The 26771-nt window shown below is 65.7% G+C and carries 24 protein-coding genes and 1 pseudogene; 2 read left to right on the forward strand and 23 right to left on the reverse strand.

The window, feature by feature from the left end:
- Nucleotides 1-32 precede the first annotated feature (32 nt).
- From CFB82_RS10155 to ndk, 17 genes are all read right to left on the reverse strand, one after another.
- Nucleotides 33-1949 (reverse strand): potassium transporter Kup, encoded by a 1917-nt coding sequence (locus tag CFB82_RS10155; protein ID WP_069248096.1) that lies wholly within the window; start codon nucleotides 1947-1949, stop codon nucleotides 33-35.
- 276 nt (nucleotides 1950-2225) lie between these two features.
- Complete coding sequence (locus tag CFB82_RS10160; RefSeq protein WP_011352251.1) at nucleotides 2226-2822, reverse strand: phosphoribosyltransferase; 597 nt, start codon at nucleotides 2820-2822, stop codon at nucleotides 2226-2228.
- A gap of 7 nt (nucleotides 2823-2829) precedes the next feature.
- Nucleotides 2830-4176: an adenylosuccinate synthase gene (locus CFB82_RS10165; protein WP_069248097.1), complete on the reverse strand. Its 1347-nt coding sequence runs from the start codon at nucleotides 4174-4176 to the stop codon at nucleotides 2830-2832.
- Between the two features lie 113 nt (nucleotides 4177-4289).
- Nucleotides 4290-5438, reverse strand: coding sequence for an ATP phosphoribosyltransferase regulatory subunit (locus CFB82_RS10170; RefSeq protein WP_089484067.1), 1149 nt, complete (start codon nucleotides 5436-5438; stop codon nucleotides 4290-4292).
- A gap of 113 nt (nucleotides 5439-5551) precedes the next feature.
- Nucleotides 5552-5743, reverse strand: coding sequence for a DUF2065 domain-containing protein (locus tag CFB82_RS10175; protein WP_011352254.1), 192 nt, complete (start codon nucleotides 5741-5743; stop codon nucleotides 5552-5554).
- 36 nt (nucleotides 5744-5779) lie between these two features.
- Nucleotides 5780-6679, reverse strand: coding sequence for a protease modulator HflC (gene hflC, locus CFB82_RS10180; protein WP_089484068.1), 900 nt, complete (start codon nucleotides 6677-6679; stop codon nucleotides 5780-5782).
- A 15-nt stretch (nucleotides 6680-6694) separates the two neighbouring features.
- Nucleotides 6695-8032 (reverse strand): FtsH protease activity modulator HflK, encoded by a 1338-nt coding sequence (gene hflK / locus CFB82_RS10185; protein WP_089484069.1) that lies wholly within the window; start codon nucleotides 8030-8032, stop codon nucleotides 6695-6697.
- Between the two features lie 47 nt (nucleotides 8033-8079).
- Nucleotides 8080-9255 (reverse strand): GTPase HflX, encoded by a 1176-nt coding sequence (gene hflX, locus CFB82_RS10190; RefSeq protein WP_174945516.1) that lies wholly within the window; start codon nucleotides 9253-9255, stop codon nucleotides 8080-8082.
- Between the two features lie 72 nt (nucleotides 9256-9327).
- The gene (gene hfq, locus CFB82_RS10195; protein ID WP_006399927.1) at nucleotides 9328-9567 is read right to left on the reverse strand and encodes an RNA chaperone Hfq; all 240 of its coding nucleotides are present in this window, start codon (nucleotides 9565-9567) and stop codon (nucleotides 9328-9330) included.
- A 154-nt stretch (nucleotides 9568-9721) separates the two neighbouring features.
- Nucleotides 9722-11059: a ribosome biogenesis GTPase Der gene (gene der / locus CFB82_RS10200; RefSeq protein ID WP_046197066.1), complete on the reverse strand. Its 1338-nt coding sequence runs from the start codon at nucleotides 11057-11059 to the stop codon at nucleotides 9722-9724.
- A gap of 247 nt (nucleotides 11060-11306) precedes the next feature.
- Nucleotides 11307-12452: an outer membrane protein assembly factor BamB gene (gene bamB / locus CFB82_RS10210; RefSeq protein WP_089484070.1), complete on the reverse strand. Its 1146-nt coding sequence runs from the start codon at nucleotides 12450-12452 to the stop codon at nucleotides 11307-11309.
- A gap of 41 nt (nucleotides 12453-12493) precedes the next feature.
- Complete coding sequence (locus CFB82_RS10215) at nucleotides 12494-13123, reverse strand: tetratricopeptide repeat protein (protein WP_039360256.1); 630 nt, start codon at nucleotides 13121-13123, stop codon at nucleotides 12494-12496.
- A gap of 55 nt (nucleotides 13124-13178) precedes the next feature.
- The gene (gene hisS, locus CFB82_RS10220; RefSeq protein WP_039360260.1) at nucleotides 13179-14519 is read right to left on the reverse strand and encodes a histidine--tRNA ligase; all 1341 of its coding nucleotides are present in this window, start codon (nucleotides 14517-14519) and stop codon (nucleotides 13179-13181) included.
- 16 nt (nucleotides 14520-14535) lie between these two features.
- Nucleotides 14536-15840, reverse strand: coding sequence for a flavodoxin-dependent (E)-4-hydroxy-3-methylbut-2-enyl-diphosphate synthase (ispG, locus tag CFB82_RS10225; protein ID WP_089484071.1), 1305 nt, complete (start codon nucleotides 15838-15840; stop codon nucleotides 14536-14538).
- Nucleotides 15841-15952: 112 nt separating this feature from the next.
- Nucleotides 15953-16978, reverse strand: coding sequence for a helix-turn-helix domain-containing protein (locus tag CFB82_RS10230; protein WP_089484072.1), 1026 nt, complete (start codon nucleotides 16976-16978; stop codon nucleotides 15953-15955).
- A gap of 164 nt (nucleotides 16979-17142) precedes the next feature.
- Nucleotides 17143-18282: a 23S rRNA (adenine(2503)-C(2))-methyltransferase RlmN gene (gene rlmN, locus CFB82_RS10235; RefSeq protein WP_069248105.1), complete on the reverse strand. Its 1140-nt coding sequence runs from the start codon at nucleotides 18280-18282 to the stop codon at nucleotides 17143-17145.
- A gap of 55 nt (nucleotides 18283-18337) precedes the next feature.
- Nucleotides 18338-18763, reverse strand: a complete 426-nt coding sequence (gene ndk, locus CFB82_RS10240; protein ID WP_006478674.1) for a nucleoside-diphosphate kinase — start codon at nucleotides 18761-18763, stop codon at nucleotides 18338-18340.
- 249 nt (nucleotides 18764-19012) lie between these two features.
- Here ndk and CFB82_RS10245 point away from each other — a divergent pair, with 249 nt between their 5' ends.
- Nucleotides 19013-19711 (forward strand): Bax inhibitor-1/YccA family protein, encoded by a 699-nt coding sequence (locus CFB82_RS10245; RefSeq protein WP_006761414.1) that lies wholly within the window; start codon nucleotides 19013-19015, stop codon nucleotides 19709-19711.
- Between the two features lie 63 nt (nucleotides 19712-19774).
- Here the strand turns inward: CFB82_RS10245 and rlmD are convergent, their stop codons facing one another.
- On the reverse strand, nucleotides 19775-21229 hold the full coding sequence (gene rlmD / locus CFB82_RS10250) for a 23S rRNA (uracil(1939)-C(5))-methyltransferase RlmD (RefSeq protein ID WP_306426976.1): 1455 nt from the start codon (nucleotides 21227-21229) through the stop codon (nucleotides 19775-19777).
- A 165-nt stretch (nucleotides 21230-21394) separates the two neighbouring features.
- Between rlmD and CFB82_RS10255 the strand changes: the two are divergent.
- Nucleotides 21395-22175, forward strand: a pseudogene (locus CFB82_RS10255) (endonuclease/exonuclease/phosphatase family protein).
- Nucleotides 22176-22208: 33 nt separating this feature from the next.
- Here the strand turns inward: CFB82_RS10255 and CFB82_RS10260 are convergent.
- Genes CFB82_RS10260 through surE form a run of 5 tightly spaced genes read right to left on the reverse strand, consistent with a single transcriptional unit; the run spans nucleotide 22209 to nucleotide 26672 of the window.
- Nucleotides 22209-22985, reverse strand: coding sequence for a 3'-5' exonuclease (locus CFB82_RS10260; RefSeq protein WP_039360281.1), 777 nt, complete (start codon nucleotides 22983-22985; stop codon nucleotides 22209-22211).
- Between the two features lie 3 nt (nucleotides 22986-22988).
- The gene (gene rpoS, locus CFB82_RS10265) at nucleotides 22989-24077 is read right to left on the reverse strand and encodes an RNA polymerase sigma factor RpoS (RefSeq protein ID WP_069248109.1); all 1089 of its coding nucleotides are present in this window, start codon (nucleotides 24075-24077) and stop codon (nucleotides 22989-22991) included.
- A gap of 11 nt (nucleotides 24078-24088) precedes the next feature.
- The gene (locus CFB82_RS10270; protein WP_089484073.1) at nucleotides 24089-24976 is read right to left on the reverse strand and encodes a peptidoglycan DD-metalloendopeptidase family protein; all 888 of its coding nucleotides are present in this window, start codon (nucleotides 24974-24976) and stop codon (nucleotides 24089-24091) included.
- 5 nt (nucleotides 24977-24981) lie between these two features.
- Complete coding sequence (locus tag CFB82_RS10275; protein WP_089484189.1) at nucleotides 24982-25914, reverse strand: protein-L-isoaspartate(D-aspartate) O-methyltransferase; 933 nt, start codon at nucleotides 25912-25914, stop codon at nucleotides 24982-24984.
- Complete coding sequence (gene surE / locus CFB82_RS10280; protein WP_089484074.1) at nucleotides 25911-26672, reverse strand: 5'/3'-nucleotidase SurE; 762 nt, start codon at nucleotides 26670-26672, stop codon at nucleotides 25911-25913. The genes CFB82_RS10275 and surE overlap by 4 nt, the downstream gene beginning before the upstream one ends.
- Between the last annotated feature and the right edge of the window lie 99 nt (nucleotides 26673-26771).

Below are 26771 nucleotides of genomic sequence, written 5' to 3' on the forward strand. Positions count from 1 at the left end.
CGTGGCCGGACGGCCCGCGCGCCACACCTTGGTCAGATTTCGATCTTCGTCCCGAGCTCGACCACGCGGTTCGCGGGGATCGAGAAGAAGTCGGTCGGCTTCGCGGCATTCTGGTGCATCCATGCGAACACGCGCTCGCGCCAGATCGACATCCCGGGCAGATGCGTCGGCACGACCGTTTCGCGCGCGAGGAAGAACGACGTATCCATCAGCTCGAACGTCATGTCGTGCGTGCGGCCGAATTCCTCGAGCACGGCCTTCACGTCCGGCGTCTCGTTGAAGCCGTACTCGGCCTTGACGATGTACAACCCGCCGCCCGCATCACGCGAGGACTGACGCTTGTCGTCGCGCACGTAAGGAAAGTCGCGGGTGACGAACGTGAGGAAAATGGTGCGCTCGTGCAGCACCTTGTTGTGCTTCAGGTTGTGCAGCAGGCTGACGGGCACGAGCTTGTCGTTGCCGGTCAGGTAGATCGCGGTACCCGACACGCGATGCGGCGGATGCGCGAGCAGCCCCTGCAGGAACGGCTCGAGCGGGATACCGTCGGCCGCCGTGCGCTCCTTGACGATGTGACGCCCCTTGTACCAGGTCATCAGCAGGAAAAACAGCAGCGCGCCGATGCCGAGCGGCAGCCAGCCGCCCTGCGCGACCTTCAGCAGGTTCGCGCCGAAGAAGCCGAGGTCGACCGCGAGGAACACCGCGATGATCGCGCCGACCAGCAGCCGGTTCCAGTTCCACACCTTCACCATCACGACCGCGGCGAGCACGGTGGTGATCACCATCGTCGCCGTCACCGCGATACCGTACGCGGCCGCGAGGTTGTCGGAGCTCTTGAAGCCGATGACGATGCAGAGGATCACGAACAGCAGCAGCCAGTTCACGACCGGCACGTAGATCTGGCCGATCGCGAGTTCCGACGTGTGCAGCACCTTCATACGCGGCACGTAGCCGAGCTGGATGGCCTGCGACGTCAGCGAATACGCACCCGAGATCACCGCCTGCGACGCGATCACGGTCGCGACCGTCGACAGCACGACGAGCGGCAGCAGGCCCCATTCGGGTGCCAGCAGGAAGAACGGGTTCTCGATCGCCTTCGGGTTCTGGATCAGCAGCGCGCCCTGGCCGAAGTAGTTCAGCACGAGCGACGGCATCACAAGCCCGTACGCGGCGATGCGGATCGGCTTCGCGCCGAAGTGGCCCATGTCCGCGTAGAGCGCTTCCGCACCGGTCAGCACCAGCACGACCGAGCCCAGCACGACGTACGCCTGCAGCAGGTGGTCGGCCATGAACGACGCCGCGTAATACGGGTTGATGGCGGCCATGATGCCCGGCACGCGCACGATGTGGTACACGCCGAGCGCCGCGATCACGACGAACCACAGCACCATGATCGGGCCGAACAGCTTGCCGACCAGCGCGGTACCGTGGCGCTGGATCCAGAACAGCGCGATCAGGATCACGATCGTGATCGGCAGCACGAGATGGGACAGGTGTGGCGTCGCGATTTCGAGACCTTCGACCGCCGACATCACCGAGATCGCCGGCGTGATCACCGCGTCCCCGTAGAACATGCACGCGCCGAAGATCCCCAGCGCCATCAGCGCGCCCGCGACCCGGGTCTTCGAGTCGAGCGGTCGCAACGACAGCGCCATCAGCGCGAGCACGCCGCCTTCGCCGTTGTTGTCCGCGCGCATCACGAACAGCAGGTACTTGATGCCGACCACCAGGATGATTGCCCAGAACAGCAGCGAGATCACGCCGAGAATCGATCCTTCGGTGAGCGGAATGCCGTGTGCGGGGCTGAACGCCTCCTTGAGCGAATACAGCGGGCTGGTGCCGATGTCGCCGAACACGACGCCGATGGCTGCTATCGCCAGCGCCCGCATCGAGTGTTGTTGCGTCGAATGCGGCGCGTGTGCTGCGTCGGTCGCGTGGATCGTGTCGTTCATATGAAGCGTAATAATCGGGTCCGGGTCGGACAAAACGAGCGCTATTCTACTCGCGCCCCCGTGAAACACCGCCCTGCTCTGTTGCCTTGTAACCACGCGATCCACGCTGCGCATGCAATCCGGCGCGAGCTGTGGCAGGGCTGTCAATCATAGCCGGGGCAGCACCGTCTGCCTACCGGATCCACGGTACGCGCGGCGCCGGCGCGTATCGCGCCCCAATGAAAAACGGCGCCGCGAGCGGCGCCGTACAAGGCTTTCCTTCGATTGGCCGGCCGTTTATGCGCCCGAGCCGTCGCGCTGTGCGCGACCGCGCTTGATCCACGCCTCGAGGTTGTGCGGGCGAACCGTATCCCACTCCTCGAACGGCTGATGAATCCACGGATTCGTCGGCAGGAACTGCGTGTGATAGTCGGGCTTGACCTTCGAGCAACCCTTGTACCAGAGCACGGCCGAGCGCACAGCCGTCACCGACGGATAGCGCTCCTTCAGGTGCTCCTGCACGCGCGCAAGCGTGACGCCCGAATCGACGAGATCGTCGACCAGCAGCACGTTGCCCGCCAGGTTGCCGCGCGTCATCGTGATGTACTGCGCGATATCGAGGTCGCCCTGCTCCGTGCCGGCCGCTTCGCGGTACGAACTCGTCGCGAGGATCGCGAGCGGCACGTCGTAGATGCGCGACAGTTGATCGCCGACGCGCAGGCCGCCGCGCGCGAGACACAGGATCTGGTCGAACTTCCAGCCCGATGCATGTACCTGGAGCGCGAGCAGCTCGATGAGACGGTGATACTCGTCCCAGCCTACCCACAGATTCTTGTCGTCGTTGCGCGGATCAGTCATCAAGTCTGCCGCCGTCATCGTGATTTGCTGCGTCATCTGAAAATTACACCTTGAACGGATGGCGGAGCAGGATCGTTTCGTCGCGGTCCGGACCCGTCGACACCATGTCGACCGGCACGCCAGCCACTTCCTGGACGCGGCTCAGGTAAGCCTGCGCGTTCGCCGGCAGCGCTTCCCACGTCTTGATGCCGACCGTGCTTTCCTTCCAGCCGGCAAACGTTTCGTATACGGGTTCGCAACGGGCCACATCAGCGGCACCGCGCGGCAGGATGTCCGCATCCTTGCCATCGATCTTGTAGCCGACGCACAGCTTGACTTCGTCGAGGCCATCGAGCACGTCGAGCTTCGTCATGCACAGGCCCGACACGCCGTTGATCTGGATCGAGCGGCGCAGCGCGGCTGCGTCGAGCCAGCCCGTACGGCGCGGACGGCCGGTGACCGAACCGAATTCCTTGCCGACGTTGGCGAGCGTGACGCCGACCTGGTCCTGACGCTGCGGATTGTCCGCATCGTACAGTTCGCTCGGGAACGGGCCCGAGCCGACGCGCGTGCAATATGCCTTCGTGATGCCGAGGATGTAGTTGAGCTTCTGCGGACCCACGCCCGCGCCAGCCGACGCCGCACCTGCGACGCAGTTGCTCGACGTGACGAACGGATAGGTGCCGTGGTCGATGTCGAGCAGCGTGCCTTGTGCGCCTTCGAACAGCAGGTTCTGGCCCGCATTGTTCGCGTCGTACAGGCGGCGCGAGACGTCGGCCACCATCGGCTTCAGGCGGTCGGCATAACCGAGCATCGTGTCGAGCGTGGCCTGGAAATCGACAGCCGCGCCGCCCAGGTACTGGGTCAGCACGAAGTTGTGGAAATCGAGGTTTTCGCGCAGGCGGTCGGCGAAGGTCTTCGCGTCGAACAGGTCCTGCACGCGCAGCGCGCGGCGGCCGACCTTGTCTTCGTATGCGGGGCCGATGCCGCGGCCCGTCGTGCCGATCTTGCCCGCGCCCTTGCGCGCTTCGCGCGCCTGGTCGATCGCGATGTGGTACGGCAGGATCAGCGTCGTGGCTTCGGAGATGAACAGACGGTCGCGTACGTTCACGCCGGCTTCTTCGAGCTCGCCGATTTCCTTGAACAGTGCTTCGGGGGACAGCACGACGCCGTTGCCGATGTAGCAGGCGACGCCTTCACGCATGATGCCCGACGGAATGAGGCGCAAGATCGTTTTCTTGCCGCCGATGATGAGGGTGTGGCCGGCGTTGTGACCGCCCTGGAAACGCACGACGCCCTGAGCGTGGTCCGTCAGCCAGTCGACGATCTTGCCCTTGCCTTCATCACCCCATTGCGTTCCCACGACGACGACATTGCGCCCGGGAGTCACGTTCACTGCGCTGGCAGACATGTTGATTCGTTAGCTGGTTAAAAACGTATTCTACCTATGTTCGCGGGCGATTCCGAATTTTTCCGTTTCGCTTCAACGATATGCACGCCGAAGCACGTCCCGCGAACGCCTGTTTATCGGGGTTCGACCACCCATGCGCCATTGCGCTCGACGAGCGAACGGTCGCACGCGAATTCGTCGAGCACATGATCGTGGCCCGGCAGCGCCTGGATCACGACCTCACCGGCATCACGCAGCGCCGCGACGGCCGCGCTCAGCGCATCGTCCTGCGCCCACGGCGCGAGAATCGCGGTGCCGCGCGCCTCGACCGGCGAAATCCGCGCGAGCTCGCGCAGGTCGAGCGAGAAGCCCGTAGCGGGACGGGCACGGCCATACGCCTGGCCGACGTGGTCGTAGCGGCCGCCCCGCGCGATCGCGTTCGGCACGCCGTCGATGTAGGCGCTGAACATCGCGCCGCTGTGATACGCATAGCCACGCAGGTCGCCGAGATCGATCGCCACCTCGGCACCCTTCGCCTGTGCCGCGAGCTGCGCCAGATCGTCGAGCGCCCGCGTGATTTCGGGCAGCACCGGCAAGCGTGCGCGCGCCTCGACGAGCACGCTCGCGTCGCCATAGAGATGCGGCAGCGCGCGCAGCGCGGCGCGCGTATCGGCACCGAGATCGTCGGTGAGCTCGTTCAGCAGCGGCACGTCCTTGCCCGACAGCGCGTCGTACAGCGACTCGCCGCGCTCGGCGGCCTGCGCGTCGCGCGCCAGCAGCGCAGCGAGCACGCCCGCGTGGCCGAGGTCGAGACGGATGCGCGACAGGCCTGCGAGATGCAGCGCGTCGAGCATCAGTTGCTGGATCTCGAGGTCGGCTTCCAGCCCCGCATGCCCGTAGATTTCGGCGCCGATCTGGATCTGCTCGCGCGTCGCGTGCAGGCCGCGCGGACGCGTATGCATCACGTGGCCCGCATAGCAAAGGCGCGTCACGCCCTGGCGGTTCAACAGGTGCGCGTCGATCCGCGCGACCTGCGGCGTGATGTCCGCACGCAGGCCGAGGGTGCGGCCCGACAGCTGGTCGACCAGCTTGAAGGTGCGCAGGCGCAGGTCTGCGCCGCCGCTCGTCAGCAGCGACTCGAGATACTCGAGCAGCGGCGGCATCACCATTTCGTAGCCATACGAACGGAAGCGGTCGAGCAGCCTGCGGCGCAGCTCCTCGATCTTGCGCGCTTCCGACGGCAGTACGTCGGCGATATTCTCGGGAAGTAACCAGGTCGACATCGGTACGGTCCTACGACGGGAAACAGCGCGCGACACGCGCGCCGCGATGTGAATCGGAAATTCTGAATTCGGGCGGGACGAACGGCGGATAAGCCGGCTGGATCAGGTCCCGGTCAGGTGGCGAGCAGCAGCAGTATGAGCCCGAGCACCATCACGATCAGCCCGCCGATCCGGATATGATGCGGCGGCCGCTCAGCTATTCTACGAAACGTGTCGCGCCAGGCGACGGGAAACACGAAGGGGAACGCCCCCTCGATGATCAGCATCAGCGCTACTGCGAGCAACAACGAGCCAGCCAGGTCCATGCGAGCGACGGCGCCGCTCGACGCGGCGCCCCAAGGTCAGTGTTTGCGGGGAGCAGGCGCCGCCGGTGCGGCACCGCCCGTCGGGCTGCGCATGAAGCGGAAGAACTCGCTGTCGGGATCGACGACGATGATGTCGTTGCGCTTGAACGTGTACCGGTAAGCCTGCAGGCTCGCGTAGAACTGGTAGAACTGCGGATCGCGACCGAACGCGTCGGCGGCAATCGTCGCGGCCTTCGCGTCGCCCTCGCCCTTGATCGTCTGCGCGGACTTGTACGCGTTCGCGAGCACGGCCTGCTGCTCGCGTTCGGCGTCCGCCTTGATCTGCTCGACGTCGGCCGCGCCTTGCGCACGCACCTGCGCCGCCTGATCGCGCAGCGCGCCGATCATCCGCTGATAAACGGCGTCGGTCTGAGCGGCCGGCAAGTCGACACGCGTCAGCTGGACGTCAACGACGTCGACGCCGAAACCGGACGCCTTCGCCTTCACTTCGTCACGAGCCGCATCGGCGATCGCACGCTGGCCGCCGAGCGCGTCGTCGAGCGCACGCTTGCCGAACGCGTCGCCGAGTGCGCTCTTCAGCGCGCCGGCGAGACGGTCGCCGGCTGCCGACGGGTCTCCGCCCGTCGTCGTGAAGTACTTCATCGGATCGCTGATCCGGTACTTCACCGCGTAAGCGACGAGCAGGTCGTGCTTGTCTTCGGTTGCCAGTTGCAGCGGATCCGACGACTCGAGCGATTGCAGCCGCGTGTCGATCAGCGTGGCCGTCTGCAGCGGCGGCGGCAACTTGAAATGGATGCCGGGGCCCGCCAGCTCGGGCTGCGCGCCGTCACGCCCCGACAGCACGGCCGTGTGGCGCGGATCGACGGTAAGGACGGTCGACGATGCCGCGAAGGCAACGATCACGATTGCGACGACGAGCGCAATGATTCGGTTCATGTTCTGCGCTCCCCGTTACTTCGTATCGTCTTCGCGCGACCGGCTGCGAAACGCTTCGCGCGATCGCAGCACGTCGTTGCCCGACGCGGCCGCGGCCGACGCCGCACTCGCGGGTGCCGCTGCTGCCGGCGCGACGGCCGCCGGTGCCGACGCCGCATCGGGCGCGGATGCGCCGGTAGACGCCGCGGCGTTTTGCCGCCCCTGCTCGACGAGCTTGTCGAGCGGCAGATACACGACGCTGTTGCCGCCCTTGTTGCCGATGAACACCTTCGTCGAATTCGAATAGATTTCCTGCATCGTCTCGAGATACATCCGCTCGCGGATCACCGCGGGCGCCTTCGAGTACTGCGCATAGACCTGCTTGAAGCGGTCGGCATCGCCTTCGGCTTCCGTGACCACGCGATCGGCATACGCCTTCGCTTCGTCGACGAGCTTCGCCGCATCGCCCTGCGCCTTCGGCAGCAGATCGTTTGCATAGGCTTGCGCCGCACGCTTCGCGGCCTCGCGCTCGTCGCGCGCCTTCGCGACTTCACCGTAGGCGGCCTGCGTCTGCTCGGGCGCCGCAACGCTCTGCATCGTGACGGCCGTCACCTCGAGCCCCGACTGGTAGCGATCGAGATCGCGCTGGATCGCGGCGGAGAGCTGCCCACGCAGCGCGTCGCGGTCCTGGTTCAGCACGTCGGCCGCGCTGCGCGTGCCGACGATCGCACGTACCGCGGCCTGGGCGGCCTGCGAGACGCTGCGCTCGGGATCGACACTGCGGAACAGGTAATCGGTCGCGGAACGGATGCGGTACTGGACGATGAAGCGCACGTCGACGATATCGGCATCGCGCGTCAGCATCGCCGCTTCCTTCACGTTCGCGAGTCGCACGACGTTGTTGCGGCCGATCTCGATCGAGCGGACCTGCGACGTATCGACGATTTCGTGCGACGCGAACGGATACGGCGCGCGCCAGTGCACGCCCTGGCCGACCGTGCCCGACAGCTTGCCGAGCTGCAGCACGACACCCGTCTGCCCTTCCTGCACGACGAACAGCCCGCTGCCCGCGTAGACCGCGACCAGCACGCCGATCACGATGCCGACGCCGACGCGCGCGGCTCGCCCGTTGTCAGGACGGAAGCCGTTGCCGCCCTTGCCGCCGAACAGGCCGTTCAGGCGCCGGTTGAAGTTGCGCCACATCTCGTCGAGATCGGGCGGACCATCGCCGTCGCCTTGCGGACGCTTCGATTCGTTCGGGCGGGGACGGGATCCGTCTTTGCCATTGCCTTCGCCGCGTCCCCAGCGGGGATCGTTGATCGACAGCAAGGCGCGCATCCGCCGCCAGGTACTCCGCTCGTTGTATTCGTTCACCAGAGTTTGTTCACCAGATTAGACGCCGACGAACCGGCCGGGACCGGTTAGCGCCCGTGTTCGGAAATCGTGTGGTCTTCGTGTGGTTCAGCGGGGGCGCCGTCGAGCGCGCCGTTGGGTAACGTCGCGCTGGAAAGGTGTTCCGCGGAGGCGATTTCGGCGATGGCGGCACGCAACGCGTCAAGACCCTGACCGGTGCGCGCGCTCAAAAAGACGCGCGAAATATTACCATACTCGTCCCGCTCGACCGCGTCGCCGCGGGCCGCCAGCTCAGGCACGGCGTCGATCTTGTTGAACACCAGCACCTGGCGGATCGTGTCCGCGCCGATCTCGTGCAGCACACCATTGACCTGCTCGATCTGTTCAAGCCTGACCGCGCTCGACGCATCGACCACGTGCAGCAGCAGATCCGCGTGGATCGTTTCCTCGAGGGTCGCGCGGAATGCGGCGACCAGTTGGTGAGGCAGCTCGCGGATGAACCCGACGGTATCCGACACGACGATCTGGCCGACCTCGTCGCCGAGGTACACGCGCCGCGACGTCGTATCGAGCGTGGCGAACAGCTGGTCGGCCGCATAGGCCTGCGCTTTCGTCAGCGCGTTGAACAGCGTCGACTTGCCCGCGTTCGTATAGCCGACGAGCGACACCGACATCGTGCCGCTGCGCGCGCGCTGGCGGCGTTGCGTGCTGTGTTGCCGGCGCAGCCTGTCGAGCCGCGACTTCAGCATCTTGATGCGTTCGCCGATCAGCCGGCGGTCGGTTTCGAGCTGGGTTTCACCCGGACCGCGCAGGCCGATACCACCCTTCTGCCGTTCAAGGTGGGTCCATGCGCGAATGAGCCGCGTCGACAGGTACTGAAGCTGCGCGAGTTCGACCTGCAGCTTGCCTTCGTGGCTGCGGGCACGCTGTGCAAAGATGTCGAGGATGAGGCTGGTGCGATCGACCACGCGCCTGTTAAGTGCCTGCTCCAGATTACGTTGCTGGGCAGGCGCCAATGCGTGGTTGAAGATGACGATTTCGACGTTGTGCGCGTCGCAGGCGAGCCGGAGTTCGTCGGCTTTGCCGCTGCCGATGAACATCTTGGCATCGGGACTGGAACGACGACCCGTGAGGGTGACTGCGGGACGGGCCCCCGCGCTGGAGGCGAGAAGACTGAGTTCTTCGAGACTGGCTTCGAAATCGGTCTTGCCGAAATCGATGCCGACGAGCGCTGCGTTGATCAAATTTTCAGGTGTCAAGATAAGGCGGCTGGCATCGGTCGCTCGCGGCGACCGGATGCCGGCCGCTGCGATAGGTTAGGACGAGGCTTCCGCGTCCGGGTGGAAATTCACCGGGCGCGCCGGCACGACCGTCGAGATGGCGTGCTTGTACACCATCTGGGTCACCGTATTACGGAGCAACACGACGTACTGGTCGAACGATTCAATGTTCCCTTGAAGCTTGATGCCGTTGACGAGGTAGATCGAAACGGGAACGTGCTCTTTGCGCAGTGCGTTCAAAAACGGGTCTTGTAACAATTGCCCTTTGTTGCTCATGGCGTACTCCATCTTTTTTTGCAGGTTGATCTGGATTGGCGGCGAAGAAAAAGAGATCCGGCGCCAATCGCTACACTATAGCCGATTTTGTCTGGCCCGCCGGGGGCATAGGCCTTGCGGCCAACCCCTTGCGTGACGCGTGTAACAGACGTCTTCAGCTCTTGTCCGCGTACGGATTGTTCGACGAACGGAACTCTATGCGCAATGGAGTCCCGGTCAGCGAGAAAGTTTCGCGGAACCGGTTTTCCAGGTAACGCTTGTACGTTTCCGTCACGGCGTCGAGCGCGTTACCGTGGATGACGATGATCGGCGGATTCTGGCCGCCCTGGTGCGCGTAGCGCAGCTTCGGACGCACCGGGCCGCGACGGCGCGGCTGCTGGAACTCGACCGCCTCGATCAGCGCGCGCGTAAGCTTCGGCGTCGGCAGCTTCGCCATCGCCGCCGCGTATGCGTCGTCGACCGAGCGCATCAGCGTGCCGATGCCCGTCTTCTTCGTGGCCGAAATGAAGTGCGACTTCGCGAAGTCGAGGAATTTCAGCTTGCGGGTCAAATCCGCTTTCGCGCGATCGCGCGCATGCTCGTCGAGCCCGTCCCACTTGTTGACGCCGATCACGAGCGCACGGCCCTGTTCGACGACGAAGCCGGCGATGTGTGCGTCCTGGTCGGAAATATCCTGCTGCGCATCCAGCAGAAGAATGACCACGTTCGCATCGGAGATCGACTGCAGCGTCTTCACGACCGAGAACTTCTCGATCGCTTCGAACACCTTGCCGCGGCGGCGCAGGCCGGCCGTGTCGATCAGCGTGTATTTCTTGCCGTTACGCTCGAAGTCGACGTAGATCGAATCGCGCGTCGTGCCTGGCATGTCGAACGCGATCACGCGATCCTCGCCGATCAGCGCGTTCACGAGCGTCGACTTGCCGACGTTCGGGCGGCCGACGATCGCGATCTTGATGCCGCGCGAAGGATCGTTCTCGTCCTCTTCCTCCGGACGGTCCGCATACGCGACGTCCAGCGCCTCGTTGATCATGTCGGTGACGCCGTCACCGTGCGCAGCCGAGATCGCACGCGGATCGCCGAGCCCGAGCTCGTAGAAGTCCGTCGCGACCGCCGTGTACTTCATCCCCTCGGCCTTGTTGACGACGAGGAAGATCGGCCGGCCGGTCTTGCGCAGGTAGTCGGCGATCGACTTGTCCTGCGGCGCGAGCCCGTTGCGGCCGTCGACGATGAACACGACGACGTCGGCTTCCTCGACCGCCTGCCGCGTCTGGCGGGCCATTTCGTGCAGGATGCCGTCCTTCGCGACGGGCTCGAAGCCGCCCGTGTCGACGACCAGGTACGGCCGCTCGCCGACGCGCCCTTCGCCGTAATGGCGATCGCGCGTCAGGCCCGGCAAGTCGGCGACCAGCGCATCGCGCGAGCGCGTGAGCCGGTTGAACAGCGTGGATTTCCCCACATTGGGGCGCCCAACGAGGGCAATGACCGGTTTCATCTGTGTTTTCTACGGTGATGCGCAGCAGCGGGAGGCCCGCTGCTGCGGGCGGCTGCGCTGAATGAAAATATCACGAATTCGCGCCGCGCCGGATGCGCGCGCCTGGCGCGCGTCGCGCGCCGTCGTCTTTCGTCTCGAACTGCCTTTCAAATACCGAGCGGCCGGGAGCACCGGCCGCCTTCAAGTCGCGCGGCCGCGGCGCGCGGGACAAGCCCATCGCGCCACGGCCGCGCATGTTTCCTGCGCGTCAGCGCGGACGGAATCCGTACAGGCCGCCGTCCTTCGTCTGCACGACGAGCGTATTGCCCGCGAGGACCGGCGCCGCCGTAATCGCGCTACCGTCGGTCTTCATCCGTGCGATGAAGCTGCCGTCTTCGCGCGACAGGAAGTGCACGAAGCCCTTGTAATCGCCCATCACGACCGCGTGCCCGAGCAGATACGGCACGCCGACGTCACGGCTCTTCAGCTTGTCGTTGCGCCACAGCTGGTTGCCCGTGGCCGCGTCGTACGCGGTGACGACCGACCAGTCGTCGCCGCCGGCGACCACCGAATCGTCCTGCGCGAGGCCGCTACGGCTCGAGAACGGCTTTTCCCACAGCGGGCGGCCCGAGTTCGCATCGAAGCAGCCAAGCTGACCCTGGAACGTCACCGCGCAGGCTTCCGCGCCCACGAGCGTCGGCGGACCGCTGACGTCGTTGATGCGCTCGACCTCGGTGACCCCCTTCGGGAACGACACCGGCGCCTGCCAGAACGGCTCGCCCGTCTGCAGGTTGATCGCGACCAGCCCGCCGCCCGGGAAGCCCGCCAGCACCGCCGCGTCACCCGCAAACGTCATGCCGGCCGACACGCGCAGGTTCAGCGGCACCGCGCGGTTGCGGTAGTTCCACTTCTGCTCGCCCGTCTGCGCGTTGAACGCGATCACCTGGCCGTCGATCGTGCGCACGACCACGAGGCCGTTGCCCACGAGCGGCGGCGAGAAGATCTCGCCCTGCACGGTGGTCTTCCACAGTTGCTTGCCGTCCGGACCCAGCACGAACACGCCGCCCTTCAACGCACCGACCGCGGTCAGGTTGCCGTCGCTGCCGACACCGGCCGACAGGTCGGAGCCGACCTTCGCGCGCCAGAGCGTCTGGCCCGTCTTCGCGTCGATCTTCTCGACCGAACCGTTTTCGCCCGCCGCGTAGACGGCGTCACCCACGGCCACCGGCGAGAACAGGTAGCGTCCGCCCTTGCCGACGCTCGCCTTCCAGACCTGTTGCACGTCCATCACGGGCTTGAACTCGGCGAGCGGCGTCGGCACGCGGCGCGCATCCTTCGACGACGAGCAGGCCGCCAGTGCGAGGACAGCCGCCGCGCAGGCAACGGGCACAGCGTAACGTTTCAGCAAATTCATCGGTTAGCGAAGCAGAGTTAAGAGGTTGAGGGGACCGGGGTTCAGCCGCCGAGCGCGTCCAGCTTGAACTGCACGAGCTGACGCGCGGACTGGTCGTCCTTCGACAGGCCGTCGAGCGCGAGCTTGTAAGCTGCGCGCGCATCGTCGGTCTTGCCTTGCGCGGCAAGCAGATCGCCGCGGCGATCGGCCACGAGGCCCTTGAATGCATCGACCGGCGTACCCGACAGCAGCGCGAGGCCCGCATCGTACGCCTTCTCGTCGAGCAGCAGCGACGCGAGACGCAGCTTCGCGATCTGCTTGTACTCGTCATCCTTGGCGTGATCGACGGCCCATTGCAGCTGTGCCTTCGCACCGGCCGAGTCGCCGGCTGCGTACAGCGTCTTCGCAGCGGAGAGTGCAGTCATCTGCGCATACGGCGTGCTGCCGAACTTGTCTTCCATGTCGGCGGCCGCGCGAGCGATCGTCGCCTTGTCGTTCGCGGCGGCGGCCTTCTGGACCTGTTCGTACAGCCCGGACGCCTCGGCAGCCTGACGGCGCTGCCAGTAGTTCCAGCCGTTGAAACCGGCCGCGACGACGAGCGCCGCGAGCACGATCCACGTGGTGAGATTGCCCCAGCGGGCCCACCACGCCTTGACGCTTTCAATCGATTCTTGTTCGTCGTGATAACTCATCGGCGAGCGATTCCTTCCTGTTCAGGCTTTTCTTGTCGAGCGGATGCCAGCGCGATCAGTCGTCGCCGTCTTCGGCGGATGCAACCATCGCATTGATTAGGAATTCGGTCAAGCCTTCGACCGGTACGGTCTGCTGAACGTTCTTTTCCCCGTCTCCGCCCGCACCGCGCAGCGCTTTCACGCCCACCGTGCCGTTTGCAACCTCTTCTTCACCGAAGATCACCGCGAACGCGGCGCCGCTTGCGTCGGCCCGTTTCATCTGCGACTTGAAGCTCGCCGGCGCGCCGTCGGCGCTGCAGTGGAAGATCACGTCGAGGCCCGTGTCGCGCAGGCGCTCGGCCGCGATGAACGCCTGTTCACGCGCGGTCTCGCCCTGGTGCACGACGTACACGTCGACGCCTTCCTGCTCGGGTGCGAGATCCTCTTCCTTCAGCAGCTCGAGGATCCGCTCGATGCCCATCGCCCAGCCGCACGCGGCGGTCGGCTTGCCACCGAGTTGCTCGATCAGCGGATCGTAGCGGCCGCCGGCCGCGACCGTGCCCTGCGCGCCGAGCTTGTCGGTCACCCACTCGAACACGGTCAGGTTGTAGTAGTCCAGGCCACGCACGAGACGCGGGTTGATCTTGAACGGAATGTTGTTCGCGAGCAGCAGGCGCTGCAGCCCTTCGAAGTGCGCGCGCGATTCGTCGCCGAGGAAGTCGATCAGCTTCGGTGCGTTCTGCGCGATTTCCTGCAGCGCGGGGTTCTTCGTGTCGAGCACGCGCAGCGGGTTCGTATACAGGCGGCGCTTCGCATCTTCGTCCAGCACGTCGGCGAACTGCTCGAGGTACTTGATCAGTTCGACGCGATGCGCGGCACGCTCTTCGGCGAGGCCGAGCGAGTTGATCTCGAGCTTGATGCCGGTCAGGCCGAGGTCGTCCCACAGGCGCTGGCACATCATGATGATCTCGGCGTCCGCGTCAGGGCCCGCGAAGCCGAGCGCCTCGACGCCGACCTGGTGGAACTGGCGATAGCGGCCGCGCTGCGGACGCTCGTGACGGAACATCGGGCCGATGTACCACAGGCGCTTCGGGCCGTCGTACAGCATGTTGTGCTCGATCGACGCGCGCACGACGGCCGCGGTATTTTCCGGGCGCATCGTCAGGTTCTCGCCGTTCAGCGCGTCGGTGAAGCTGTACATTTCTTTTTCGACGATGTCGGTGACCTCGCCGATGCCGCGCGTGAAGAGTTGCGTGTGCTCGACGATCGGCGTGCGGATGTTCTGGTAACCGTAGGCGCGCAGCAGCGATTTCACGGTAGCTTCGAAGAACTCCCAAAGGCCGGCATCCTGCGGAAGGATGTCGTTCATGCCCTTGACGCCGGTGAGCTTCTCGATCTTGCGTTTTTGTTCAGTCATCGTGTGTGTGGACGAATTAGTTCGTGGCCTCAGCGCGGCCGTAGTTGCGTTCGACGTAGTCGCTGACGATCTGCTGGAATTCCTCGGCGATCCGCTCGCCGCGCAGCGTCTTGACCTTCTCGCCGTCGATGAAGACAGGCGCGGCCGGGTTCTCGCCCGAGCCCGGCAGGCTGATACCGATGTTCGCGTGCTTCGATTCGCCCGGGCCGTTGACGATGCAGCCCATCACCGCGACGTTCATTTTCTCGACGCCCGGATACGCCTTGCGCCAGACTGGCATCTGTTCGCGCAGGTAGGTCTGGATCTGCATCGCGAGTTCCTGGAACAGCGTGCTCGTCGTACGGCCGCAGCCCGGGCAAGCGATCACCATCGGTGCGAACGAGCGCAGGCCCATCGTCTGCAGGATTTCCTGGCCGACGATCACTTCGCCCGTGCGCGGCGCGCCCGGTTCCGGCGTCAGCGAGATGCGGATCGTGTCGCCGATCCCTTCCTGCAGCAGCACGCCGAGTGCAGCCGTCGACGCGACGATGCCCTTCGAGCCCATGCCGGCCTCGGTCAGCCCGAGGTGCAGCGCGAAGCCGCAGCGGCGGCCAAGCTCACGGTATACGGCGATCAGGTCCTGCACGCCGCTGACCTTGCACGACAGCACGATGCGGTCGCGGCCGAGGCCCAGTTCGACCGCACGCTCGGCCGAGCCGATCGCCGACTGGATCAGCGCCTCGTACATCACGCTTTGCGCATCCCACGGCTGCGCACGCGCGCCGTTCTCGTCCATCATGCGTGCGAGCAGGTCCTGGTCGAGGCTGCCCCAGTTCACGCCGATCCGCACCGCCTTGTCGTACTTGGCAGCCGCCTCGATCATCAGCGCGAACTGCGTGTCGCGCTTCGCGCCCTGGCCGACATTGCCCGGGTTGATCCGGTACTTCGACAGCGACTCGGCACAGCCCGGGTAGTCACGCAGCAGCAGGTGGCCGTTGTAGTGGAAATCGCCGACGAGCGGCACGGTTACGCCCATGCGGTCGAGCTGCTCGCGGATGGCCGGCACGGCGGCCGCGGCCTCGGGCGTGTTGACCGTGATGCGCACCAGTTCGGAGCCCGCGTTCGCGAGTTCCTTGATCTGGATTGCCGTGCCGATCGCGTCGGCCGTGTCGGTATTCGTCATCGACTGCACGCGCACCGGCGCGTCGCCGCCGATCGTCACGAGCTGCCCGCCCCAGCGGACATCCACCGCATGCGATACACGGCGCGGCTGGTGCCCGCCGAACACCGGCTCGGTTGAACAAATCTGACTGCTGCGTGGGGATTGAGCTTCGGATTGCATCGATAGATCCATTTACGCGGAATGCGCCGCGACGCGGCGCATGAATTGAAAAAGCGCCGTGCCCTCACGGCCTGCCGATATCGACGACAGGCCTTCGCCACGGCGCTTGACGTCAGGGCAACGTGAACCGCGCCACATTACCCCGCGCTGCCGAATATTTTGCCGGATCGACAGGTTTTCCGTCGAACGCGATCGCGTCGAGGCCCGCCTTGTTGCCGATCGTGACCTTGAACGGGCCGTCGCCGGCGACCTGCTTCGCCTCGCCGCCGTGCACCAGCCCGGAGAACAGCTCCTTGCCGCTCTTGTCGCGTACGCTGAACCAGCTGTCCTGCTTGACCTTCAGTTCGATCATCGACTGGCCGGCCGCCACCGCGACGCTCGTCGGCTGGGCCGGCGCGGCGGCACTGGCCGCCGTCGTTGCCACGACGGGCTGCGATGCGGCTGCCGTCACGACCGGCGCCACGGGCGCAGGCGCCGGAGCAGCCGATGCAACTGCCGGTGCCGGGGCTGCAGACGCAACAGCCGGGGCCGGAACCTCATTCGCGATTCCGGCAGACGCACCGCTCGAGGCCGCCTCTTCGACGGAAGACGACGATGCCGCCGGCGCGCTCGCGGCCGACGCATGCTCGGCATCGCCGCTCTTGAAGCGCGCGAGCAGGCTCGACGAATCGCCGCCAGTGTGCCACATCAGTACGGCTACCACCGCGACGACGACGATCCCCGTGCCCCAGAGCCACGGGTGATGCCGCGACGACCCGCCCAGCGGAATCGACACGCGGCCACGCGGCAGGTCCGTGCCCGACGACGCGGGCATCGACAGGTCGACTTCCGGCACGCCGCGCTCGCGGCGCAACGCCTGCGCGAACGGTTCCGGATCGACGCCGAGCATCTTCGCGTAGCTGCGCACGACACCGAGCGCGAACGTCACGCCGGGCAAATGACTGATGTCACCGGCCTCGAGTGCCCGAAGCTTCTGCGGTGCGACCTTGAGTCGCGCCGACACGTCGTCGACGGTCCACCCCCTTGTCTCCCGAAGCTGCGCCAGTCGGCTGCCGACTGCCGCAAGCGATTCCAACCCTGCCGGTGCCGGCTTCGCGCCATTCGTCTCTGCGCCGTTAGACGGCTGCGGCTCACTCATCCTCGTCCTCGCGTCGATTCTTCTTCACTGGCGGCCGCCGCCGGTTCCCGCCGGCCGGCACCCGCAACTGTCCTTACCATGCGCGACGCCGAGGCGCCGCGACCGATCGCTATTCGCGTGTTGTACCGCTCAAAGGCCCTAGCATCCCCGGCTAGGCGTCCCTGTCAAATCGCCCGAACCTCGATGATTTTTCCTGCTGCGCCCGTCCGTTCCGCGAGGCGCGTGCGGTCCTTCACCGCGCCGGCCAGCTGGCCGCACGCGGCATCGATGTCGTCACCGCGCGTCTTGCGCACGGTCGTGACGACACCCGCGTCGATGAGGACCTGTGCAAAGCGCTTGATCTGCTCCGGTTTCGAGCGGATGAGGCCCGATTCCGGAAACGGATTGAACGGGATCAGATTGAACTTGCACGGCACGTCGCGTGTGACGGCCAGCAGTTCGCGTGCATGCGCTTCGGTGTCGTTGACGCCGTCCAGCATGCAGTATTCGAAAGTGATGAAGTCGCGCGGCGCGACTTTCAGATAACGCTGGCAAGCCGCCATCAGCTCGCGCAGCGGATACTTCTTGTTGAGCGGCACCAGCTCGTCGCGCAGCGGATCGTTCGGCGCGTGCAGCGAAACGGCCAGCGCGACCGGCAGCTCGGCGCCGAGGCGGTCCATCATCGGCACCACGCCGGACGTCGACAGCGTGACGCGGCGGCGCGACAGGCCGTACGCGTTGTCGTCGAGCATCAGCCGCATCGCCGGCACGACCGCGCTGTAATTCAGCAGCGGCTCGCCCATGCCCATCATCACGACGTTGGTGACGACCCGTTCGGCCTTGCCGTTCGGACCGGGCGCGCGACCCAGTGACGCTCGCAATGCAAATTCGGCCATCCGGAGCTGGCCGATGATTTCAGCTGTCGACAGGTTGCGGGAAAAGCCCTGCTTGCCCGTCGAACAGAAGCGGCAGTTGACCGCACACCCGGCCTGCGACGACACGCACAGCGTGCCGCGCGTCTCTTCCGGGATGAACACGGTTTCAACCGCATTGCCGTTTCCGACGTCGATCAGCCACTTGCGCGTGCCGTCGGTGGAAACGTGATCGCTGGCGATCTCGGGCATGCCGATCGACGCGCGGCCCTTGAGTTTTTCTCTCAAGGACTTCGCGAGATCGGTCATGCCGTCGAAGTCGCCAGCGTTGTACTGGTGGATCCAGCGCTGCAACTGCTTGGCGCGGAACGGCTTCTCGCCGAGGCTGCCGCAGTACGCGACAAGACCCTCGGCATCGAAGTCGAGAAGATTGACGGAAGTTTCGCTCGTCATGATGTGCTGCCTTGCCGCGTGCGCTGAATCCTGCCTACTTGCTGCCAGCCAGGGCTTAGCGCGAGTAAACGTTCATTTCCGGGAAGAAGAACGCGATTTCGACCGCTGCCGTTTCAGCAGCGTCCGAGCCGTGCACGGCGTTCGCGTCGATGCTGTCGGCGAAGTCGGCGCGGATCGTGCCCTTTTCCGCCTTCTTCGGATCCGTCGCGCCCATCAGGTCGCGGTTCTTCAGGATCGCGCCTTCACCCTCCAGAACCTGGATCATCACCGGGCCCGAGATCATGAAATCGACGAGGTCCTTGAAGAACGGACGCGCTGCGTGAACCGCGTAGAACTTCTCTGCGTCAGCACGCGACAGGTGCGCCATGCGCGATGCGACGATCTTCAGGCCGGCGCCTTCGAAACGGCTGTAGATCTGGCCGATCACGTTCTTTGCCACCGCATCCGGCTTGATGATCGACAGGGTGCGCTCGATTGCCATAAAAACTCCAAAAAATTAAGAAGTTACAGGTTCAAATGAATCCGCTATTGTAGCACGATCCCGTGTATCATTGCGATTGAACCCTTACACACGTGAAAGGTTCCGAATCCATATGTTTTGTGCCGCCTGGCCATTGAAACCTCCCGGCACGGAACGTATCTTAGCCATAGCTGCTCCGGTTTGCTGCGCCGCACACCGCGTGCGCCGAACCGGCCCCGGACGCCCACGCGTTCAATGTTAGGAGAAACCATGAACGACTATCCGTACAATTTCGGCCGCGGCGGTTCCGTCAGCACCGCCGAGGTTCGCAACCGCGTGCTGCGAAACACGTACTGGCTGCTCGCGCTGTCGATGGTGCCGACCGTGCTGGGCGCCTGGGTCGGCGTCGCGACGGGCTTCTCGCTGTTCGCGGCCACGAGCCCGATGATGAGCCTGCTCGCGTTCTTCGCGATCGCATTCGGCTTCATGTTCGCGATCGAGCGGACCAAAAACAGCGCGGCCGGCGTGTTCGTGCTGCTCGGCTTCACGTTCTTCATGGGCCTGATGCTGTCGCGGCTGCTGAGCTTCATTCTCGGCTTCTCGAACGGCCCGTCGCTGATCATGCTCGCGTTCGGCGGCACCGGTATCATCTTCGCCGCGATGGCGACGATCGCCACCGTCAGCAAACGCGACTTCTCGGGGCTCGGCAAGTGGCTGTTCATGGGCGTGATCGTGATCCTGCTCGCATCGGTCGCGAACATCTTCCTGCAACTCCCGGCGCTGATGCTCACCGTGTCGGTGCTCGCGATCGCGATCTTCTCCGCCTACATGCTGTTCGACGTCCAGCGCGTCGTGAACGGCGGCGAGACGAACTACATCTCGGCCACGCTCGCGATCTACCTCGACCTGTACAACGTGTTCACGAACCTGCTCGCGCTGCTCGGCATCTTCGGCGGCAACCGCAACTGACGTTCGCTACACCCCATGAAAAAACCGGCCCGCGGGCCGGTTTTTTTACGTCCGCCGCCGGGCTCAGTCGCGCTCGAACAGCGCGATCGATTCGACGTGCGACGTATTCGGGAACATGTTCACGACACCGGCGCCCTTCAGGCGGTAGCCGGCCTCGTGCACGAGCAGGCCCGCGTCGCGCGCCAGCGTCGACGGGTTGCACGACACGTAGACGATACGCTTCGGCAACGGGCCTTCGCCGCTCTGCGCGATCTCGGCCAGCGCCTTCGACACCGCGAGCGCACCTTCGCGCGGCGGATCGATCAGGAACTTGTCGAATGCGCCGAGCGCACGCATGTCGTCGCCCGTCACTTCGAACAGGTTCCGGCATGCGAACGTCGTGTGGCCGTCGACACCGTTCTCGCGCGCATTCGCCAGCGCGCGCGTCGTCAGCGTATCGCTGCCTTCAATGCCCATCACTTCGCGCGACAGTCGTGCGAGCGGCAGCGTGAAGTTGCCGATCCCGCAGAACAGGTCGAGCACGCGGTCGTCGCGCGACGGCGCGAGCAGGCGCAGCGCGCGGCCCACCAGCACGCGGTTGATCTGGTGGTTGACCTGCGTGAAGTCGGTCGGCTTGAACGGCATGCGGATGCCGAATTCCGGCAGCGTGTAGTCGAGTGACACGTCGAGCGGATAGAACGGCGTCACCGTGTCCGGCCCTTTCGGCTGCAGCCAGAACTGCACCTTGTGCTCGTCAGCGAACGCGCGCAGCAGCGCTTCGTCATCCGCGTTGATCGGCTCCAGCACGCGCAGCACGAGCGCCGTGACTTCCGAACCGACCGCGAGCTCGATCTGCGGCATCCGATCGCGGATCGACAGCCCCTCGACGAGCCGGCGCAGCGGCACGAGCATCGCCGACATGTGCGGCGGCAGCACTTCGCAGCTCGTCATGTCGGCGACGTAGCTGCTCTTCTTCTCGTGGAACCCGACCAGCACGCCGCCCTTCTTCGCGACGTTGCGCACGGTCAGGCGCGCGCGGTAGCGATAGCCCCACGACGGGCCGTGAATCGGCGCGAACATCGTTTCCGCGCGCAGCTTCGCCAGGTGCCACAGGTTGTCTTCGAGCACGCGCTGCTTGACCGCCACCTGCGCCCGCATGTCGAGATGCTGCATCGAGCAGCCGCCGCAGGTACCGAAGAACGCGCATTTAGGCTTCGTGCGCATCACGCTCGGGCGCAGAATGTCGACGACCGTCGCCTGCTCGTAGCTCGGCTTGCGGCGGAAGCTCGAATAAGTCACACGCTCGCCCGGCAGCGCACCCTCGACGAAGATGACCTTGCCTGGCTCGCCGTCCTCGGTGATCGTGCGGCCGACACCGCGCGCTTCCATGTCGAGCGATTCGATCTCGAGAACCGGGGCGATTCCGGGCGCGACGGGCGCGTTTCTTGATTTGCGCGCAGAAGTGGGGACGGCTTCGGACACCAGCTTTTCCTGACAAACGTTGAAGAAGGCGAGATTGTAGACGACGCAGGCTCGCATCGCCCGCTTTGCATGCGTCGAGGGTCGATACTTAAGGATAGACGGCCCAGCATTGCGCCGGATCCGCCAGAAAGACGGGCCCGAGAGCGCCAGCGGCCGCGTGACCCGTGGCGCCGACTCAGGCGCGGCCCTGGGCCCGAGATCCGCCAGACAGGAGATTCGACCATGCAACTGATCGACTGGAACATCCAATGGGGTCGGGACGCGGACGGCGGCGTCGATCTTTCACGCACCGTCGCGGCGATCCGCGCGCTCGGCGACTTCGACGTGCTGTGCCTGCAGGAAGTCACGCGCGGCTTTGGCGCACTGCCCGGCCGGCCCGGCGCCGACCAGTTTGCCGAGCTCGCGGCGCTGCTGCCCGGATATACGATCGTCGAAGCGATCGGCGCCGACCTGCCGGCCATCGAGCCGGGCGCACCGCGCCGCCAGTTCGGCAACGCAATCGCGACCCGGCTGCCGGTCGGGCGCGTGCTCCGCCAGTTGCTGCCGTGGCCGGCCGACGCCGGCGCGCCGTCTATGCCGCGCGTCGCGCTCGACGTCGAGTTGCAGACGCCTGTCGGGCCACTGCGGGTAGTCACCACGCATCTGGAATATTATTCGGCGCGCCAGCGGCGCGCCCAGGTCGACGCATTGCGCGACCGGCCAGCCATGCGATGCGATCATCTGCGGCGACTTCAACAGCGCGTTCGGCAGCGAGGCCTATTGCCGACTCCTGGAGCCGATCCCGGACGCGCCGCGCTTCATCGACGCCTGGGTCGCTCGGCACCCCGGTCGCGTGCCACCGCCGACGGCGGGTGTCTACGATACGGTGCAATGGTCGGAGGGGCCGCTCGCGTGCGACTTCGTGTTCGTGACCGATACGCTGCTGCCGCGCGTCACGCGCTGCGAGATCGACGGCGACGTGCGGGCGTCCGATCACCAGCCGGTGCTGCTCGAACTGGCATGATCGCCCCACCGGCCGCGGCGCACCTCGCCCGCGCTATGCGTCGAAACCGGCCAGGTATTCGGCCCAGTGCGACGCAGGCTCCTGCGCAAGCGAGTTTTTCACGAGCAGGATCTCGTCCGCATACTCGCTCGGCGTCAGGCCACCGCGCATCAACTGGAACCGGCAATACAACAGGTAGGTATTGACGACGTCGGTTTCGCAATAGTTGCGGATTTCTTCGATCCGCCCGGCCTGGAACGCCGGCCACACCTGGCTGCCGTCCATCCCGAGCTTGCCCGGAAAACCGCACATCTTCGCGAGCGCGTCGAGCGGCGCGTTCGCACGCGCCTGATACATCGCGAGCACATCCATCAGGTCGGTATGCCGCGAGTGGTAGCGCGAGATGTAGTTGTTCCACTTGAAATCGCGGTCGTCCTCGCCGAGATCCCAGTAGCGGCTGGCGGGGATGCCGTGCACGAGCGCTCGGTAATGGAGCACCGGCAGATCGAAGCCGCCGCCGTTCCACGACACGAGCTGCGGCGTGTATTTCTCGATCACGCGGTAGAACGACTGGATCAGCGTCGCTTCGTTGTCCTGCGGCGTGCCGAGCGAGCGCACACGAAAACCGTTGTTGTCGCGGAACACGCACGAAATCGCAGCGATGCGCTGCAGGTGGTGCGGCAGGAAATCGCCGCCGGTCTTCTCGCGGCGGGCGGCGAACGCGTGTTCGGCCACCGCGGCATCGTCGAGTGTCGCGGGCAGATCTTCCAGACGGCGAATGCCGTCGACATCGGGAATCGTCTCGATGTCAAAAACAAGAATCGGAGTCATCAGTTACAGAACGGCGTCCTTGCGCACGCCGTTGGAGGCGAAAAACCGCTTGAGGCGCACCAGCGCTTCCTGCTGGATCTGGCGCACGCGCTCGCGCGTGAGCCCCATCTCGTCAGCCAGCTCTTCGAGCGTTGCCGGTTCGATGTGGTTCAGGCCGAAGCGGCGCTCGATCACATGCCGATGCTTGTCGGACAGCCGCGACAGCCACGCGCGCGTCAGCGTCTCGAGCTCGCGGTGCTGAACCTCGGCGTCGGGCGACTGGCTCTGATCGTCGGGCAGCAGGTCGAGCAGGCTGCTCGCGGGATCGAGGTCGAGCGGCGCGTCGAGCGACGCCGTGTGCTCGTTGAGCGCGAGGATGTCGGTGACTTCCTCGGCGGTCTTGCCGGTGAGATAGGCGATGTCGTCGATGCTGGCTTCGCGGCGCTCGGCCGCTTCACCCGTCGACATCGAGTTCTTTTCGAGGTGACGCTTCGCGCGCAGCACCTGGTTCAGTTCGCGGATCACGTGCACGGGCAGGCGCACCGTGCGGGCCTGGTTCATGATCGCGCGCTCGATGCTCTGCCGGATCCACCACGTCGCGTAGGTCGAGAAGCGAAAGCCGCGCGTCGGGTCGAATTTCTCGATTGCGTGCATCAGGCCGAGGTTGCCTTCCTCGATCAGGTCGAGCAGCGGCACGCCACGGTTCAGATACCCCTTCGCGATGCTGACGACGAGGCGCAGGTTGCGCTCGATCATCACCTGCCGCGCCTCGAATTCGCCGGCCTTGGCCAGACGCGAATAGCGCTGCTCTTCCTCGACGGTGAGCAGCGGCTTCACGCTGATGCGGTTCAGGTAATGCTGGATCGTGTCGGCCGTGAGCTCGGCCTGCAGCATCGTGCGGAAATCGTCGACGTCGGGCACCGCCTCGGCGCGGCCTTCGCGCTCGTCGTCGCCACCGTCCGCTTCAGAGTCGCGTGCCTCGAGGTCACGCTCGTTGTCCGCGACGTCGTCTTCGTCGTCCGTCGAAGCACCAGCTCGCCCCACCGATGCTTGCGTGGCTCGACTGATTTTCTCAGATTCGGCTTGCGGCTCGTGGCGCTTCGATTTCGGCATGGTCGTCTCGGTTATTGAGGCGGCAAATACTTCAGCGGATCGACAGGTTTACCCTGCCGGCGAACCTCGAAATGCAGCATCACGCGGTCGGAATCGCTGTTCCCCATCTCGGCGATCTTCTGCCCCTTCGTTACCGCATCCCCCTCTTTTACCATCAAAGCGCGATTGTGTGCATACGCCGTGAGGTAAGTTGCATCGTGCTTGATGATAATGAGGTTGCCGTAGCCGCGCAGGCCATTGCCGGAGTAGACGACGCGACCGTCGGCCGCCGCTTTCACGGTCTCGCCGGCCGACCCGCCGATATTGACGCCCTTGTTCTTCGCATCATCGAAACCGTTCAGCACGGGACCGCGCGCGGGCCATGCGAACGTCACGGGGCCGCTCGGCGCGGCTGCCGTATCGCTCGATGCGGCGGCCGCGGCAGGCGGCGTCGCGATCGACGACGACGTACCGGCGGCCGGCGTTGCCGGGCCGCTGCTGAGCGGCGCAGTTGCAACGGCGGCGCCCGCGATCGGCGCGGCGACCTGCGTGCCCGCAACGGCGGCACCGGCCTGCGGCGAAACGCGCAGCAGCTGGTCGACTTCAATCTGATTCGGGTTCGCCAGGTTGTTCCACGCGGCGATGTCGCGATAGTTCTGCCCGTTTTCGAGTGCGATCCGGTACAGCGTGTCGCCCGGCTTCACCCGGTAGTAACCCGGTGGCGCGGGGGGAAGCGGCGCCGCGGGCTGCGCGGTGCCGGTCGTGCCGAGCGAACCGGAGCGATCGACGACGGGCGCGTTGTCGAGCCGCGTCGCACAGGCGGCCAGAAGCGTGGAGAACGCAGCTACGCAGATCGCCCGCTGGGCGAGCGTGAGCGGTTCCCTGGAACGGTTGTTTTGCATCGCGCGCAACATACTCATCGGTTTCAAATTACTCCGGATTTTAAAGGGACAAAGAAAACGCGATCAAGCCGTGACTCTCTCCATTGCGCGTGAGCGACGCGCTCGACGAGCGTGAGCACCTGGTGCTGCCCGCTCTGCGCGCCGACCGGCGCGACGAGCCGCCCGCCGATCGCGAGCTGCTCGAGCAGCGCCTGCGGCACGTCGAGCCCCGCCGCCGCAATCACGATCGCGTCGAACGGGGCCGCGGACGGCAGGCCGACACGCCCGTCGCCGTAGTGCAGACGGATGTTCGGCACGCGCAGCGGCCGCAGGTTCAGCTTCGCGCGCTCGTAGAGCGGCTTGATGCGTTCAATCGAATACACGTCGCGTGCCACGTGGCTCAGCACGGCGGCCTGATAGCCGCAGCCCGTGCCGATCTCGAGGACGCGCTCGAGCGTGCGGCCGGCCATCGCGAGCTCGATCATGCGCGCGACGACCGACGGCTTTGAAATGGTCTGCTGGTGGCCGATCGGCAACGCCGAATCCTCGTAAGCCTGCGTCGCGAGCCCCGGATCCACGAACATGTGTCGCGGCACCGCAGCCATCGCTTCCAGCACGCGCGCGTCGGTCACACCGTTCGCGCGCAGCCGTTCGACCATCCGTTCGCGCACACGTTCCGACGTAAGCGCGAACGCGCCGGCCGGCGCAATGCTCGGCGCGGCCGGCTTCGGCATCGCGGGCTTCAGTGCGGTCGGTTTCGGTGCGGTCGCCGGCTTCGCGGCGGTGGAGCCGGGCAATGCCGATCGCGTCGCAGCCGGCTTCGCCGCAACCGGTTTCAGCACGGCCGCTGGCTTGTCGGCGGCCTTCGACACCGCAACCGCCGCATGGCGTTCACCGGCCCGACCTTCCGACTTGCGTGGCGCTCGCTTGAGATCTTCGAGCGCGAGCGGGAACCGCTTCGCGCGCTCGCCGCTCATGAAGCCCGCCCTCCGGCGCGCGCCCATTCGCGCGTCGCGGGCAGCATCTGCGTGTGCGTGAGGTCCAGCTGCAGCGGCGTGATCGACACGAAACCGTTTGCCACTGCGTGAAAATCGGTGCCGTCGCTGGCGTCCAGCGCTTCACCCGCCGCACCGATCCAGTAGATCGGTTCGCCGCGCGGGTCGGTCTGTCGGATCACCGGCTGTGACGGATGACGCTTGCCGAGGCGCGTGACCTTCCAGCATTTCAGTTCGTCGTACGGCAGGTTCGGAATATTGACGTTGAGCAGCGGCTGGCCCGGCAGCGGGTGCGCGAGAAAGTGCTCGACGATTTCCGCGGCGACGCGCGCGGCGTCCGCCAGATGGGCCCAGCCCTTGTCGACCAGCGAGAATGCGATGGCCGGCACGCCGAACATGATGCCTTCGGTGGCGGCCGCAACTGTCCCCGAATAGAGCGTATCTTCGCCCATGTTCTGGCCGTTGTTGATCCCGGAAACGACGAGGTCCGGCCTGGCGTCGACCATCCCCGTCAACGCGACGTGCACCGAATCGGTCGGCGTACCGTTCACGTAGAAGAAACCCGTACTCGCCGCGCGCTGCACCGACAGCGGCCGCGACAGCGTGAGGGAATTCGACGCGCCGCTGCAGTTCTGCTCGGGCGCGATCACCGTGAGCTCGGCCAGCGGCTGCAGCGCGTCGCTGAGCGCGGCGAGACCGGGGGCGAGATAGCCGTCGTCGTTGCTGAGTAGGATTCGCATCCGGCGATTGTAACCGAGGAAAGATGGCGCGAGAGCGACAGTCCGGCGACTGCGGATGGGCGGCTGCGGGCACCCGGACACGCTGCGCCGTCGCGTTGC

Origin of the sequence: Burkholderia sp. HI2714 (assembly GCF_002223085.1) — a bacterium.
GTDB lineage: Bacteria > Pseudomonadota > Gammaproteobacteria > Burkholderiales > Burkholderiaceae > Burkholderia > Burkholderia lata_D.